General features: G+C 70.4%; 12 protein-coding genes and 2 pseudogenes. 7 read left to right on the top strand and 7 right to left on the bottom strand.

Features of this window, described 5'->3' with window-relative positions; genetic code table 11:
• Positions 1 to 280 precede the first annotated feature (280 nt).
• Positions 281 to 907 (bottom strand): hypothetical protein, encoded by a 627-nt coding sequence (locus tag A4R44_RS12630; protein WP_067579441.1) that lies wholly within the window; start codon positions 905 to 907, stop codon positions 281 to 283.
• Positions 908 to 1,083: 176 nt separating this feature from the next.
• Here A4R44_RS12630 and A4R44_RS12625 point away from each other — a divergent pair, with 176 nt between their 5' ends.
• Both A4R44_RS12625 and A4R44_RS12620 read left to right on the top strand, forming a co-directional pair.
• Positions 1,084 to 1,710, top strand: a complete 627-nt coding sequence (locus A4R44_RS12625) for a cupin domain-containing protein (protein ID WP_067579440.1) — start codon at positions 1,084 to 1,086, stop codon at positions 1,708 to 1,710.
• A gap of 55 nt (positions 1,711 to 1,765) precedes the next feature.
• Positions 1,766 to 2,530: pseudogene (locus tag A4R44_RS12620) on the top strand (LysR family transcriptional regulator); the annotation flags it as partial.
• A 64-nt stretch (positions 2,531 to 2,594) separates the two neighbouring features.
• Here the strand turns inward: A4R44_RS12620 and A4R44_RS12615 are convergent.
• From A4R44_RS12615 to A4R44_RS12595, 5 genes and pseudogenes are all read right to left on the bottom strand, one after another.
• Entirely contained in the window at positions 2,595 to 4,043 is a 1,449-nt protein-coding gene (locus A4R44_RS12615; protein ID WP_067579438.1) for a cytosine permease, read from the bottom strand.
• The gene (locus A4R44_RS12610) at positions 4,043 to 5,449 is read right to left on the bottom strand and encodes an aminobutyraldehyde dehydrogenase (RefSeq protein WP_067579436.1); all 1,407 of its coding nucleotides are present in this window, start codon (positions 5,447 to 5,449) and stop codon (positions 4,043 to 4,045) included. The genes A4R44_RS12615 and A4R44_RS12610 overlap by 1 nt, the downstream gene beginning before the upstream one ends.
• Complete coding sequence (locus A4R44_RS12605; RefSeq protein ID WP_067579435.1) at positions 5,446 to 7,089, bottom strand: thiamine pyrophosphate-binding protein; 1,644 nt, start codon at positions 7,087 to 7,089, stop codon at positions 5,446 to 5,448. Before A4R44_RS12605 ends, A4R44_RS12610 begins: the two co-directional genes overlap by 4 nt.
• Positions 7,086 to 8,039 carry an agmatinase gene (gene speB / locus A4R44_RS12600; protein ID WP_067579433.1) on the bottom strand — a complete coding sequence of 318 codons (954 nt, stop codon included), beginning with the start codon at positions 8,037 to 8,039 and terminating at the stop codon, positions 7,086 to 7,088. The genes A4R44_RS12605 and speB overlap by 4 nt, the downstream gene beginning before the upstream one ends.
• Positions 8,032 to 9,530, bottom strand: a pseudogene (locus tag A4R44_RS12595) (sodium:solute symporter). Before A4R44_RS12595 ends, speB begins: the two are co-directional and overlap by 8 nt.
• Before the next feature lie 107 nt (positions 9,531 to 9,637).
• On the opposite strand from A4R44_RS12595, the gene A4R44_RS12590 reads away from it, so the two are divergent.
• From A4R44_RS12590 to A4R44_RS12570, 5 genes are read left to right on the top strand one after another with little or no spacing between them, the layout of a single operon-like run.
• On the top strand, positions 9,638 to 11,122 hold the full coding sequence (locus tag A4R44_RS12590; protein WP_067579431.1) for a PucR family transcriptional regulator: 1,485 nt from the start codon (positions 9,638 to 9,640) through the stop codon (positions 11,120 to 11,122).
• A 59-nt stretch (positions 11,123 to 11,181) separates the two neighbouring features.
• Entirely contained in the window at positions 11,182 to 11,853 is a 672-nt protein-coding gene (locus A4R44_RS12585) for a response regulator transcription factor (protein WP_009075614.1), read from the top strand.
• Positions 11,850 to 12,974, top strand: coding sequence for a cell wall metabolism sensor histidine kinase WalK (locus tag A4R44_RS12580; protein ID WP_067579429.1), 1,125 nt, complete (start codon positions 11,850 to 11,852; stop codon positions 12,972 to 12,974). The genes A4R44_RS12585 and A4R44_RS12580 overlap by 4 nt, the downstream gene beginning before the upstream one ends.
• Positions 12,975 to 13,017: 43 nt before the next feature.
• Positions 13,018 to 13,305, top strand: a complete 288-nt coding sequence (locus A4R44_RS12575; RefSeq protein ID WP_067579427.1) for a type II toxin-antitoxin system Phd/YefM family antitoxin — start codon at positions 13,018 to 13,020, stop codon at positions 13,303 to 13,305.
• Entirely contained in the window at positions 13,302 to 13,703 is a 402-nt protein-coding gene (locus A4R44_RS12570) for a type II toxin-antitoxin system VapC family toxin (RefSeq protein ID WP_067579425.1), read from the top strand. Before A4R44_RS12575 ends, A4R44_RS12570 begins: the two co-directional genes overlap by 4 nt.
• Before the next feature lie 123 nt (positions 13,704 to 13,826).
• Here A4R44_RS12570 and A4R44_RS12565 read toward each other — a convergent pair whose 3' ends face one another.
• The gene (locus tag A4R44_RS12565; RefSeq protein WP_067579423.1) at positions 13,827 to 14,612 is read right to left on the bottom strand and encodes a hypothetical protein; all 786 of its coding nucleotides are present in this window, start codon (positions 14,610 to 14,612) and stop codon (positions 13,827 to 13,829) included.
• Between the last annotated feature and the right edge of the window lie 267 nt (positions 14,613 to 14,879).

Below are 14,879 nucleotides of genomic sequence, written 5' to 3'. Positions count from 1 at the left end.
GGGAGTGGGCTTCTGTTCGGCTGGCCTTCGAGGCGGAGCAGATCGCGGGGGAGAAGCCGCGCGCCTGAGCGGCAATGGCTGGGAGATGAAGCCGTGCGCCTGAGCGGCCGGGGATGAAGCTTTGCGCCTGAGCGGAGCGGGCCTCGGTTCCGCCGGGCTCCGGCGGGGAGCAGACCGCGGAGAGAAGCCACGTGCCTGAGCGTTTGCGTGGCGGGTTCCCGAAACGGAGCCCGCCATTTCGCCAAGTCCGGCGTCTGGAGGCAGTCCGCCCGGGGTACCGCTAACCCTCCGCCGGGGCGTCAGCGGCGAAGGTCTGGTCGATGTCCGGGATCCAGTAGCAAATCTCGAACGTCTTTATCCGCGCCAGGTGCCAGACCTTCCGGCCGCTGCCCAGCGCTCCGACCCCGCCGAGCAGCGAAAGCGCGGCGGCCACGGCGGCAACCACCCGATGCGGCCCCGTCGCGGTCTGGACGAGCGCCACGACCGCGGCCAGCGTGAACGCGAAGGCGATGTTGCGCAGCATCACCGATTGCGCGCGCATCCGGACGATTTCTCCCGCAGCGTCCTTGTCGTGCAGTTCCGCCGCAGCGACGAGCAGCACCGGGTTGGCCTGGACGTAAGCGCGGTCGCGCGCCTGCGGGACCGCGGCGACGAACTCCTGCCGGGCTTCCTCCGCGTCCCGCCGGGGGCGGAGCCGCTCCAGTTGAGCGGCCAGCGGGTGGAAGAGGTGCCCCAGCAGATAGCTGGCCACGACGGCACCGGCGACCAGCAGTGCGCCCGGTGCGGACGTCAGCGCGGCGACGTGCAGCACGCCCAAGCGGTCGAGTACGTAGACCAGCAGCGACAGCTGGACCGCTCCGGGCACGGCGAAGCTGAACAAGTCGAAGATGCCGACTGCGAACGTCACCGATCGCCTCCAGGGCCGGGGTTTCCGGGATCGTCCCACAACAGTCCCGCGCGCGTACCGCGTTCGGTCATCGTTGCGCGCGATAGCAGTGATCCGCGCTGGGCTCTTTCCGTTCTCCGCGTTCCCGGAAGAATCAGTGGCAGCAGGTTCCTCAGTTTCTGGGAAAGGCGGAAAGAATGTCGGAAATCAGCAGGCGTGGTGCGCTCGGGGCGGGTGCCGGAATCGCTGCGGCGACCGCGCTCGGGGCGACCGGAACCGCGCGGGCGAGCACCGGTGAACCAGCGAACCCGACCTACGTTTTCCCGCTCGCCGCATCCGCGCCCGCCGTCCACGACGGCGGGACGCTGCGCGGGGCCCACGAGAAGAACTTCCCGGTACTGGCCGGTCAGCAGGGTTCGGTGTACTTGGTGCACCTCGACCCCGGCGGGGTGCGCGAACCGCATTGGCACCCGTCCGCGTGGGAGTTGGACTACATCATTTCCGGCAAGGCGGACTGGAGCATTCTCGGCACGCACGAGGACGGCAGTTACCACAATGCGGTTTTCAGCGCGGGAGCCGGGGAACTCGTCTTCGCCCCGCAGGGATTCTTTCACTATTTCGCGAATTCCAGCAGTACCGAGGGGCTGGACGTGCTCGTCATGTTCAACACCAGCACCGGCGAGCCGAACGACGACATCGGCATCGTCGGGACGCTGAACTCGCTGCCGCGCGAGATCCTCGCCGCCTCGTTCGGGGTTCCGGTGTCCGCGTTCGCCGCGGTGCCGAAGGACCTCAAGCCGGTGGTGATCACCCGCCGTCGGTAGTGGCAGTGCCCACACCTGGTGCGCGGTCGGGCACCGAGAGTGGTACTCCGGAGTAGTGATCGATCCGGTGCTGCTGCGCACTTTTCTCGCTGTGGCCGAGGCGGGCGGGTTCTCCGAAGCCGCCCGCAGGCTGGATCTCGGGCAGTCGACGGTGAGCCAGCACGTCCGCCGCCTCGAAACGGCGCTGAGCTGCGTGCTGTTCGAGCGCGACACGCACAGCGTGCGCCTCACCGGCGACGGCGAGACGATGACCGGTTTCGCCCGCGGCATCCTCGACCAGCAGGACCGCGCGCTCCGCTATTTCTCCCGGCCGGGCCCGCGCGGACGGGTCCGGTTCGGGGTGTGCGAGGACTTCCTGCTCGGCCACGCCGCGGACGTCCTCGGCCGGTTCCGCGGCGCGCATCCGGGGATCGACCTCGAACTGTCGGTCGAACTGAGCGAGGTGCTGCATTCCCGGCTCGCCGACGGAGACCTCGACCTGGTGCTCGCCAAACGCGACTCCGGCCAGGGCGTGCGGCGCGACCCGCTCGTGTGGGTGGGCGCGCCGGGGCTGGAGCTGGTCCCGGGCGAGCCGGTGCCGCTGGTGCTTTACCCGGAACCGAGCGTCACCCGGGCCCGCGCGCTGACCGCGTTGCGCCGCAACGGTGTCCAGTGGCGGATCGGCTGCGTTAGCGAACGGCTCAACGGCCTGCGGGTCGCGCTCGAAGCCGGGCTCGGCATCGGCCTGTTCGCGGAATCCGTGGTGCCGGACGGGCTGGCCCCGATCGCGGGGCTGCCTGATCCAGGATCGGTGACGTTCGTGCTGAGCCACCGGGGAACGGTGCGGGGTTCGGCGGCGGCGCTGGCGGAGACGATCCTGTCGGCTCAGTGGAGCCGTCCGCCGCTCACGCTTCGGCAACCACCGCTTCCGCGGCGACGGCCGGCGAAGGCCCGAACACCTCCCGAGGCTCCGGGAACACCTTCACCAGCACCGGATACGCCGCCGCGGCCGTGCAGAGCGTCACCGCCAGGCTGATGTCCACGCCGCCCGCGACGCCTGCCAGCGGTCCGGTGATCATCGGCGTATTCGCGCACAGCAGACCCAGTCCGGTGGCCGGGATCCAAGCCGCCATCGCGCGCCAGTTGACGCCCCGGTGGAACCAGTACCGTCCGCCGGTGCGGCCCTCGTTGAACACTTGCAGGTCGGCCGGGTCGTAGTAGCCGCGGCGGTGCACGTAGCCGATCATCATGATCACCATCCACGGCGACGTGCACAGCACGATCAGCGTCGCGAACGCGTTGATGCTGGACACCATGTCGAGCACGAAATTGCCGACGAAGATGAACAGCACGCTCAGCGTCCCGATCAGCAGCGTCGCCCGCACCCGGGACAGCCGCGGGAAGATCGAGCTGAAGTCCAGGCCGGTGCCGTACAGCGCGGTGGTGCCGGTGGACAACCCGCCGATCAGCGCGACCACGATCAGCGGGATCGCGTACCAGAGCGGGGAAATCGCGGTCAGGCCGGTGACGTAGTCGGCGGGGTCGGCGACCAGGGTCGCGGTCGCGATGCCGAAGCCGAACGGCAGCAGCGTCGCCAGTTGCGCGAGGAACGGCGCGGCCAGCAGCGAGCGCCGCGAGTGGGTGGCGGGGATGTAGCGCGACCAGTCGCCGAGGAACGCGCCGAACGAGATCGGGTTCGCCATCACGGTCAGCACGGCGAGGATCCACGTCGGCCAAAACGTGCCGAGCGCGAAGGTGCCGCTGCCGGCGAACGACGGGTCGAACGAGCCGCCGTAGGCGAAGATCCCGACCAGCATGATGAGCGTGCCCAGCGTCACCGCGACGCGGTTGACCAGCAGCATGAAGCGGTAGCCGTAAATGCACACGACGAGGACGGCGATCGCGATCACGCCGTAGGCGGCCGCGCGCAGGACGGATCCGCCGTCGATGCCGAAAAGCCGTTGTGCCGCACCGGTTACCGCGTCGCCGCTCACCCACACCGAGATCGCGAAGAAGGTGATCGCGGTGAGCAGCGACAGGAACGAGCCGACGCACCGGCCGACCACGCCGAAGTGCGCACCGGACGAAACCGCGTTGTTCGTCCGGGTGACCGGTCCGAACAAAGCCATCGGAGACAGCACGAGCGCGCCGAGCACCACGCCCACGACGGTCGCCGCGAGCGCCGCCCAGAAGCTCAGCCCGTAGGCGATCGGCAGTGTGCCGAGGATGATCGTGGCGAACGTGTTGGCCCCGCCGAACGCGAGCCGGAACAGATCACGCGGCCGGGACGTCTGCTCGGCGGGCGGGATCGGCGCGATGCCGTGCTGTTCGACCTCGGTGACCTTGCCGCTCATCACTCGAACCTCGTCATCACGTGCTTGACGCGGGTGTACTCGGCGAACGAGTACGCCGAGAGGTCCTTGCCGTGCCCGGAGTGGCCGAACCCGCCGTGCGGCATCTCGGCGGTCAGCGGGCCGTGCGTGTTCACCCACACGCAGCCGAAATCGAGGTCGCGCGACACCCGTGCGACGCGGGCGACGTCGTTCGTCCATACCGAAGCAGCCAGGCCGTACGGGACACCGTTGGCCAGCTCCAGCGCTTCCGTCTCGCCGGCGAACGGCTGGACGGTGATCACCGGCGCGAAGACTTCCTCCTGGACCAGCTCGTCGTCCTGGCGGAGCCCGGACACGACGGTCGGCGCGAGCTGGAAGCCCGGCCCGGGCGCGGTGCCGCCGGTTTCGACGCGGGCGTGCGACGGCAGCCGCTCCAGCAGGCCGAGCACGCGCTCCAGCTGGGCGCGGCTGTTGAGCGGGCCGTAGTCGACGTCCGGGCGGCGGGTGGCAGCCGTCTTTGCCAGCGCGGCGACGAATTCGCCGTGGACGCTCTCGTGCACCAGCACGCGGCTGCCCGCGGTGCAGTCCTGTCCGGCGTTGTAGAACGCCGCGTCGGCGATCCGTTCGGCGGTGTCGGCGAGGTCGGTGTCCGGGAAGACCAGCAGGGGAGCGTTGCCGCCCAATTCCAGGTGGGTGCGCTTGAGATCGGCCGCGGCGACGGTGGCCACGTCGATGCCGGCGCGTGTCGAGCCGGTGATGGACACCAGGTCGGTACGCGGGTGCCGGACCAGCGCGCGGCCGGTTTCCCGGTCGCCGCACACGACGTTGAACACGCCCGGCGGCAGGAATTCCGCCGCGGCTTCGGCCAGCAGCACCGCGGTGGACGGCGTGGTTTCCGCCGGCTTGAGCACCACGGTGTTGCCCGCGGCGAGCGCCGGGCCGATCTTCCAGACGGCCATCATCAGCGGGTAGTTCCACGGCGCGATCTGCGCGCACACGCCGATCGGCTCGCGGCGGATCACCGACGTGTGCCCGGCCAGGTACTCGCCCGCGCCGGTGCCTTCGAGCTGCCGCGCGGCACCGGCGAAGAACCGCAGCGTGCTCACGCATTCCGGGATTTCCTCGTCCAGCAGGACCGAACGGACTTTGCCGGTCTCGCGGACCTCGGCGCCGGCGAACTCTTCCGCGCGCGCTTCCAGCGCGTCGGCGATCTTGAGCAGGGCTTCCTGGCGCTGCGCGGGCGTGCCGCGCCGCCATGACCGGAACGCGCGCGCCGCCGACTCCATCGCGAGGTCGATTTCGTTCCGCCGGGAAACTACGCTGGTGCCGAAGACCTTGCCGGTGGCCGGGTTGGTCAGTTCGAGGGTCGTCCCGGTGTCGGGAGTGTCGACCAAAGCGCCGCCGGCGAAGTTGCGGACGTGGGTCATGAGTGCTCCAAGTGGGTTGGGGCGAACATCTTCAGCAGCGCGGGAAGCACGACGACGGACGGGCCGGGGGTGCGCAGCGCGTCGGCGAGATCGGCGCGGACAGTGTCCACAGTGGTCTTTCGCGCGGGAATGCCGAACGACTCGGCCAGCGCCGCGAAATCCGGCCGCGGCAGTTCGGTCGCGGTGGTCTGGCCGAACGCGCCGGTGAGGTATTCGCGCAGGATGCCGTAGCCGCCGTCGTCGACGACCAGCCAGGTCACGTCGAGCTGGTGCTGTACGGCGGTGGCCAGCTCGGCCAGTCCGTACATCGCGCCGCCGTCGCCGGACACGGCCAGCGTCCGCACGCCCGCCGCGGCAGCGCCGAGCGCGCCGGGAAGGCCGTAGCCGAGCCCGCCCGCACCCTGCGCGGTATGGATCGGTGCACCGTCGGGATTCCACACCGACCACGCCCAGTAGGCCGCGATCGTCATGTCCCAGAAGGTTTGTGTGCCTTCGGGAAGTGCCGCGCGGAGGTCGCCGATCAGCTTCCGTTCAAGCGCGAGCGGCTGACTGTCCAACCTGGACTCGACGCGGGCGAGCAGATCTTTCACCGCGGCTTCGGCGCGGCCGTCCGGGGTGCGCGGCGCGAGCTGGCCCAAGAGCGCGCGGAGGGTGTGCCGGACATCGGCGTGCAGCGCGAGCGCGGGGTAGTTCGACTCCAGTTTCCCGAGATCCGCTTCCACCTGCACGACCTGGCCGCGCGGCGCGAACTCGCGGTAGTTGCTGGACAGTTCGCCCAGCCCGGAACCGAGCACCAGCAGGACGTCGGCGGCGGAGAGGAATTCCGTGGTGTGCCAGTCTTCCATCCACGACTGCGCGGACAGTTCGTGGTCCCAGGCGAAAACGCCCTTGCCGCCGAACGTCGACACCACCGGCGCGCGCAGGGTTTCGGCGAGCAGGCGCAGTTCGTCCTGCGCTCCGGAGCGCAGCGCGCCGCCACCGGCGAGGATCACCGGATTCTTCGCTGCGGCAAGGAGTTTCGCGGCCGCTGCCACCAGCTCCGGCAACGGTTCGAGCGGTGCCGGAGCCGCGGTCACCGATGTCAGCTGCGGCAGGTTCGCCGGGGCGAGCAGCACGTCCTGCGGGACTTCCACCCACACCGGCCCGTACGGCGCGGTCGCGGCGGATTCCCACGCCTCGCGCAGCGCGGTCGGGATCTGGCTGATCGAACGGACCACGTGCACCGACTTCACGATGTCGCGGAAGCTGGCCTGCTGGTCGGGCAATTCGTGCAGGTAGCCGTGCCGTCCGCCGCCGAGCCCGGCGACCGGGACCTGGCTGGAGATCCCGAGCACCGGCACCGAGGCCGCGCGCGATTCCTGCAGCGACGCCAGCGTGAGCAGCGCGCCGGGGCCGGTCGACACGATCATCGGCGTGACCGGCACCGGGCCGTGCGGATCGGCGGCGAGCCGGGCGCGCGCGTGGCCGTCCGCGGCGAAGGCGAGATTGTTCTCCACCCGCGAGCTGACCACGCGCAGGTCTTCGGCCCGGCGCAGCGCTTCGAACAGGCCGAGCGCGTGCTGTCCGGGCAGGCCGAACACGGTGTCCGCACCGAGCGCTCGCAGCGTCTCTACGACAACGTCGCCGCCGATCCGGGTCATGCGTCGCGTCCCAGCGCCAGCAGGCTGACCAGGTCGTAGGCGACATGCGAGGCAGCGACCGCGGTGATCTCGGCGTGGTCGTAGGCCGGGGCCAGCTCCACGACGTCCGCGCCGACCAGGTTGAGCCCGCGCAGGCCGCGCAGGATCTCCAGCAGTTCGCGGCTGGTCATGCCGCCCGCCTCGGGAGTGCCGGTGCCGGGCGCGTGCGCGGGGTCGAGCACATCGATGTCCACGGACACGTACAGCGGACGGTCGCCGATGCGCTGGCGAAGCGCGTCCACGGTCTCGTCTATGCCGCGGCGCAGTACGTCGCCGGAGGTGACGATGCCGAAGCCGAGGCGACGGTCTTCTTCGAGGTCGCGCTTGCCGTACAGCGGGCCGCGCGTGCCCACGTGCGACACGGCACTGGTGTCGAGGATGCCTTCTTCGACCGCGCGACGGAACGGCGTGCCGTGCGTGTACGGCTCGCCGAAGTAGGTGTCCCAGGTGTCGAGGTGGGCGTCGAAGTGAAGCAGAGCAACGGGACCGTGCTTCTTCGCCGCCGCGCGCAGCAGCGGGAGCGCGATGGTGTGGTCACCGCCGACAGTCACGAGCTTCGTCTCGCCCGCAGTAAGCGCTTCGGCCTCCTGCTGCAGCTTCTCGATCGCTTCGCCGATGTGGAACGGGTTGACCGCGATATCACCAGCGTCCACGACCTGCTTCTCGGCGAACGGCGAAACGTCCAGACCCGGGTGGTACGGCCGCAGCAGCCGGCTCGCCTCGCGAAGCGCCGAAGGACCGAACCGCGCGCCGGGGCGGTATGACACGCCGGAGTCGAACGGCACGCCGACCACGGCTACGTCGGCGCTCGGCACTTCGTCGATCCGTGGCAGCCGCGCGAAGGTCGCGAAGCCGGCGAAACGCGGGATCTGCGACGAGTCGAGCGGGCCGACCGGACGCTGTTCACTCACTGGGCAACTCCTGTCGGGTTTCGGATGCGCTGAGATCTTCAGCGGCTGTGGGGTTTTCGGAGCCGTGAAGACGTTCTGTCCACACGGAAAGAATGCTGTCCGGCGTACGCGGTGTCGCGAGGCTGACGCCGATGTACACGACGAGGCTGACGCCGAGACCCCAATAGATCGGGCTGTTGGCCGCAACCCCGTCGACGATCATGAAGGCGATGACGGACGCCGTCCCGGCCACCATCGACGCGTACGCGCCTTCGCGAGTGCCGCGCTTCCAGAACAGCGCGCCGATGATCGTGACGAGCAGGCCGCCGACGAGGATGTCGTACGCGATGGTGAGCGCGTTGACGACGTCGTCGACGAGCATTGCGATACCGATGGCCACGATGCCCAGCACAAGTGTCGTCACTCGGTTACGCAAGACCTCGCCGCTCTTCAGGCCGATCTTGCGGAACAGGTCCGAAGTCGTCGTCGTGGCGCACGCGATAAGCGCGCCGCTCGAAGTCGACATCAACGCCGAGAGCGCCGCCGCGAGCACGAGACCGCGTACGCCGGTGGGCAGCAGCCGTTCGGCGATGGTGGCGAAGGCGTCCTGCGCACTGCCTAGGTCTGGGTACAGCACCTTCGCCGCCGTACCGATCAGCGCGCCCGCGATGCCGTAGACGAGGCAGTAGACGCCCGAGATGACACCGCCACCGGTCGCGACGCGCGGGGTGCGCGCGGTGAACACGCGCTGCCAGATGTCCTGCCCGATCAGCAACCCGAACGTGTAGATCAGGAAGTAGGTCAGGATCGTCTCGCCGCCGATCGAGGTGAACTCGAAGTACGACGCGTCCAGCTTCTCGGCCATCCCGCTGAAGCCGNCGCGCCCAGCTTCTCGGCCACCCCGCTGAAGCCGCCCGCCGAGACGAGCGCGACCGGCAGCAGCACGAACAGGATGCCGATCGTCTTGATCACGAACTGCGCGATGTCGGTCAGCGTGATCGACCACATGCCGCCGAGCACCGAGTACAGCACCACGATCGACCCGCCGATCGCGATCCCGGCCCAGCTCGGGATCGAGAACAGCACCTTGAAGATCGACGCGAACGCCAGCGTCGAGGTGACCGTGAGCATCAGCGTGTAGCCCCACATCACCACGCCGGACACCGCGCTCGCGCGGCCGCCGTAGCGCAGGTCGAGCATCTCGCCGACGGTGTAGACGCGCAGCTTCACGAGCCGCCGCGCGAAAACCGCGTGCAGCACGAGGATCCCGACGCCGATCGTGATCACCAGCCACGCGCCGGAGATGCCGTAGGTGTAGCCGAGCTTCACGCCGCCGACGGTCGACGCGCCGCCGAGCACGACGGCCGACATCGTGCCGGAGTACATGAACCAGCCGAGCCGCCGTCCGGCGACCAGATAGTCGGATTTCGTCTTGGCCAGCCGGAGGCCGATCCAGCCGACCCCGATCATGCCCGCGATGTACAGCGCGATCACCGCGTAGTCGCCGCCCACGGGTCCTCCTTGAAACGGGGTGGGGTTCTTGCGGGACACCGTAGGGTCGGGCGACCCCGCGGCGGCATGGGACGATGTATCCAGGACTTCGCCGAAGATTGGTTGAAATGACCCACCAGGACGTGCTGTTGCCCGCGGAGGTGACAGTTCCACTACGCACCGTCGCGGGCAACCCGGAGCTGGCGCTCGACGCCGTGCCCGAAACGCTGCGCCCGGGCGCTCTGGACCGGCCGGTGCGCTGGGCGCACGTGAGCGAACTGGCCGACCCCGCGCCGTACCTGGTGGGCGCCGAACTCGTGCTGACCGCGGGCGTGAACCTGCCGAAGGACGCCGACCGCTACGTCCGGGGGCTGCGCGACGCGGGCGTTACCGCGCTCGGCTTCGGCCTCACCCCGACCGTCTCGGAAACCCTGCCGTCCTCGCTGCGCGACGCCTGCGTGGAGCACGGCCTGCCGCTGCTGGTCGTGCCGCCCGCGACACCGTTTCTGGCGATCAACCGGGCCGTCGCGGTCGCGCTCGCCGAGGCGGGACGGCACGAAGAACGGCGGCTGGCGGAAGGCCGCGAAGCGCTGACGCGAGCCGCTGGCGGCGGCTTGGGGGAGTTGGTCGCCGCTCTCGCCGGGCGCTTGCGCGGGTGGGTCGCGATGGTCGGTTCCGGGGACGTTCTGGCGGCGGGCTACGACGCGCCGCAGCCGTTGCCGTCACCGGTGAAGGAACTGCTCGCGACCTTGCGCGGCCGCTCCGGAATCCGCATCGCCTCCACCGAATTGCCGGACGGCACACAGGTTGTCGCGCAGCCGGTTTATCCGCAGGCGACCGCCGCGCACCTGGTCGTGGCCGGCCGGGCGCACCGGTTCGACAGCGGAGACCGGGCGATCCTGGCCGTCGGCGCGGCGCTGCTGGGTCTCGTCGGCCGCGCCGGATCGGACAGCGCGGAACTCGGCGCCGCGGCGACCGCGTTGCTGCTCGGCGGTCCCGGCGCGGACGCGCTCGCCGGAGTCGTGGGCAGCGACCAGGCCCGGCTCGTCGCCGGAGTCGCCCACCGGCGAGGCCCGCACGCACTGGCCCGGCGGCCGGACTGGCTGCGCGCCCGGCTCGACACCCCGCTGGTCCAGGTCCTGCCCGGGCCCCGGTTCTACGCCATCGCGGGCGAACCCGGCGACCTGGACGGTCTCCTGGAACACGGCTGGCTCGCGGCGGCCAGCCCGCCGCACCCCGCCGCCGACCTGCCCGCCGCCGTCACGGAAACCGAACTGCTGCTCGCCCGCGCCCGCGCATTGGCCCGTCCGCTGGCCGCCGGCGCCGACCCGCTCGGCTTCGACGAACTGATCCCGCCCGCCGCGGCGAGCGCGTTCGCCGAACGTCTGCTGGCCCCGCTGCGGGAACTGGACCGCGCGCACGGCCGCGAGCTGGTGCCGACCCTCCGGACGTGGCTGGCGCACCACGGAAGCTGGGACCGGACCGCCACCGGGCTCGGCGTGCACCGCAACAGCGTGCGGCACCGGATCGGGCAGGCGGAACGAGCGCTGGGCGTCGAGCTGGCCGACCCGGAAACGCGGATGCGACTGTGGTTCGCGTTGCGGTGGGCGTGAACGCGAGTGTCCACTCAGGCTTCTCAGGTGCTCTCAGGAAACTATGGGATTGTGGTCTGGTGCGAGTTCTGGTAGTCGAAGACGAAGAGCCGTTGGCCGACGCGATCGCCCGCGGGCTGCGACGGGAGGGCATGGCCGTCGACATCGCGCTCACCGGCGACGACGGGCACGAGAAGTCGTCGGTCACGCGGTACGACGTGGTGCTGCTCGACCGCGACCTGCCCGGGATGTCCGGCGACGACCTGTGCCGCGAGATCGTGACGTCCGGCGAGCTGACGCGCGTGCTGATGCTGACCGCGAGCAGTTCGGTGTCCGACCGGGTGGACGGGCTGTCGCTGGGCGCGGACGACTATCTCGCCAAGCCGTTCGCCTTCCCGGAGCTGGTCGCGCGCGTGCGGGCACTGGGCCGCCGCGCGACGCCCGCCGCGCCGCCGCTGCTCACCGCGGGCGACGTCGAGCTGGACCCGGCGAAGCGCACTGTCCGGCGCGCGAGCGGCCCGGTCGAGCTGACCCGCAAGGAGTTCGGCGTGCTCGAGGTCCTGCTGTCGGCGGGGGGTTCCGTCGTGAGCAGCGAGGAACTGCTCGAACGGGTGTGGGACGAGAACGCCGACCCGTTCACCACCACGGTCCGGGTCACCGTGATGACCTTGCGCAAGAAGCTCGGCGAACCGGGCATCATCGAGACCGTGGTCGGCTCGGGCTACCGGGTGTCGGTCGCCGGTTCCGAGTGAAGCTTCCCGGCGCTCGCAGCCTGCGGGTGCGCGTCACCGTCCTGGCGACCGTCCTGGTCGCCGCGGCGGGGTTGCTGCTGCTGTGGCTGGCGTGGACGCTCGTCGGCGACGCGGTCGACGCCGTGCCGCACCTGCCGCCGGGCACCGTCGTCCGGGTGGACGGCGTCGACGTGGACTCGTCCACGCTCGCGCAGCATCTGCGTTCGCACGCGGTCACCCGGGTGCTGATCTTCGGCTCGCTGGCCTTCTGCTTCGTGGTGGCCGCGGCGGCGATCCTGGCCTGGACGTTCACCTCCCGGGTGCTGCGCCCGCTGCGCGAGATCGCCGGCACCGCGCAACGGCTGTCGATCGAGTCGATGGGGGAGCGCATCGGCGAGATCCGCTCGCGCGACGAACTGGCCGAGCTGGCCAGGACGTTCGACGACATGCTCGACCGGCTCCAGGACGCGTTCGACGCGCAGCGGCATTTCGTGGCCAACGCGAGCCATGAATTGCGCACGCCGCTGTCGGTGATCCGCACGGAACTGGACGTCACGCTGTCCGACGAACACGCCGACGAGGCCGAATTCCGCCGGATGGCCGGCGTCGTGCTGGACGCGACGAACCGGGCGGGGCAGCTGGTGAACTCGCTGCTGCTGCTGGCCCGGACGGACGGAGCCGGTCTCGTGACGCGGGAACTGGTCGACCTGACGGTGCTCGTGGAACGCGCGTGGTCGGCGGTTCGCGGCGAAGCCGACCAACGGGGCCTGCGCGCGGATTTCGCGATGCGGCCGTCCCCGGCGATCGGGGATTCCGCTTTGCTGGAACGGATCGCGGGAAACCTGGTCGAGAACGCGGTGCGGCACAACGTCGACGGCGGCTGGATCGAGGTGACGACGGAGCCGGGCGCGCAGTGGTCGACGCTGCGGGTGCGTTCGTCGGGCGGGCTGCTGGACCCGGCGGCGGTGCCGGAGCTGTTCCAGCCGTTCCGCCGCGCCGGGGTGGCCCGGACGGCGCGTTCCGGTGCGGGACTGGGGCTGTCGATCGTGCGAGCGGCGGTGCAGGCGCACGGGGGAATGGTGTCGGCGGAGCCGGTGGTCGGGGGCGGGCTGGCGGTGACGGTCCGGTTGCCGACCGCGTAGCACATGTGTAGCGCATTTGCGAAAAGGTGCTACAGTGCGGGCTATGGGATACGCGATCGGCCAGCGAGAGCTGCGCAACGACAACGCGGAGATCATGCGGCGGGTGGCGGCGGGCGAGTCGTTCGTGGTCACCCGCAACGGGAAGCCGGTCGCCGACCTGGTGCCGCACCTCGCCCCGGAGGAGCCGCGGCGAGACCGGACGCTCGGCGAGATCCAGGAGGCCTTCCGCGGGCTGCCGCCGATGGACAGCGCCGAATGGCGTCGCGAGCGGGAAGCCGATGACGCTGTCTTCGGGCCGGACCGCCTCGGCGATCCCGGAGAAGGACCGTGACAGTTCCGTCCCGGGTGCTGCTCGACACCTCGGTGGTCATCGATCTTGAGCGGCTCGATCTGGGCCCGTACGCGTCCTCGGTGCCCGCGGTCAGTTCGGTGACCGTCGCGGAGCTGGCCTACGGCCTCGTCACCGACGATCCGGTCCGGCTCGCGGAACGGGTCGAGCGCTACCGCCGTGTCCTCGACCAGTTGGTGGTGCTGCCGTTCGGCGTTGAGGAAGCCAAGATGTACGGCACGGGCGCGGGACTGGTCCGGCGGTTCGGGCGGGATCCGCGTCCCCGCCGGATGGACCTGCAGATCGCGGCGACGGCGGCGGCGCGGCAGATCCCGTTGCTGACGAGGAACCGGAAGGACTTCGCCGGGCTGGACCGGCTGCTCACCGTCGTCGAGATCTGAACCCGGCAGGCGCTCGACCGGCGCCCGCGCCTGCCGGGCCCGGTCCTCAGCGGACGTCGATGAACGTCGGATTCCCGTACCGCCAAAGGTCTTCGTACGGATTGGCCTGTCCGATCAGGTCCGTCATCGGCTCGATTCCGCCAGCGACGTGCCGCTTCCCGTCCGTTCCGCGCACCCGGACGTAGAACGGCCCCCGCACGTTGCGGAAGGTGTGCTTCCCGCGTAGCCGCGCGAAAGCGTGAACGACTCGGCCACTCGCGTACCCGGCGCAGTCATCGTGTCGCGATCCGCCGCCGGGCCGGAGATCAGATCCAGCCGGCCAAGACGCGGCACCGAACCCGATCCGTTCGGCCGGTACGCGGTCACCCCCGATACGACCACTGTCACGGTCGAGCCACGCCGCACGCTCAGCCGTCCGCCGAACGTCGCGCAGTCACCGCCGCCGAACACGCCGACTTCCAGCTGCTGCGTCAAACCGCCGTGAGACAGCCAAATCCGGCCCGCGCGCAGGCCTTCCAGCACGCCCTCGAAGCCCGGCCGGCGCACGCCGACCACGGTGCGGCTGAACTCGGCGGGGTAGAAATCCGCGTACGGCGCGGACAATTGCGGGATCCCGCTGTCCACCGGGTCCGGGTACTTGCCGGTCCGCTCGTACCAGCCGTCCGGCACCGACGGGCGCACCAGCCGGTCGCCGCGGTTGTAGTGCGAATCGGAGTTCGTGGTGATCCACCGGGTTTTTCCTTCGGCCAGCAGGGAATCCCACAGCCCGCCGACCTTCGCCGTGGTCCAGTCCCAGCCGCCGAACGTGCGGTACGCCTCGGCGGCGACACCCGGCCGTTGCGCAGCGGATGGGTGATCAGCACGACCGGAGCGTGGATCCGGCGTTTGCGTTCCTGCTCGGCGTGCCACCGCAAACCCTTGAGCGCCAACGCTTCGTGCTGGACGATTCGGAACCCGTCAGCCGCCAGTCGAAGCCGCGCTCGAATTCGCGCAGCACGCTCGCCTGGTCGCGTCCGGCCTGGAAGAACAGCGTCGCGTGCCCGTGATCAGTGAAGACGATCCACTTCGCGCCGTGCTCGCGCCGGCCGCGATCCGGTCGATGGGGTACATCGCGTCGTACGAATACTGGCTGTGCGTGTGATGATCGCCGACGACCCACTGGCAGCGGCGGCGAAC

Source organism: Amycolatopsis sp. M39 (assembly GCF_001651785.1).
Lineage (GTDB): Bacteria > Actinomycetota > Actinomycetes > Mycobacteriales > Pseudonocardiaceae > Amycolatopsis > Amycolatopsis rubida.
The sequence above is the reverse complement of the archived record's forward strand: the minus strand, read 5'-3'. Positions and strand labels throughout refer to the sequence as shown.

Bases quoted from the DNA above. Each gene is read 5' to 3' on its own strand.
- A4R44_RS12615 (WP_067579438.1), bottom strand. From the start codon at position 4,043: ATGAGCGGCAAGGTCACCGAGGTCGAACAGCACGGCATCGCGCCGATC.
- A4R44_RS12610 (WP_067579436.1), bottom strand. From the start codon at position 5,449: ATGACCCACGTCCGCAACTTCGCCGGCGGCGCTTTGGTCGACACTCCC.
- A4R44_RS12605 (WP_067579435.1), bottom strand. From the start codon at position 7,089: ATGACCCGGATCGGCGGCGACGTTGTCGTAGAGACGCTGCGAGCGCTC.
- A4R44_RS12625 (WP_067579440.1), top strand. From the start codon at position 1,084: ATGTCGGAAATCAGCAGGCGTGGTGCGCTCGGGGCGGGTGCCGGAATC.
- A4R44_RS12575 (WP_067579427.1), top strand. From the start codon at position 13,018: ATGGGATACGCGATCGGCCAGCGAGAGCTGCGCAACGACAACGCGGAG.
- A4R44_RS12590 (WP_067579431.1), top strand. From the start codon at position 9,638: ATGACCCACCAGGACGTGCTGTTGCCCGCGGAGGTGACAGTTCCACTA.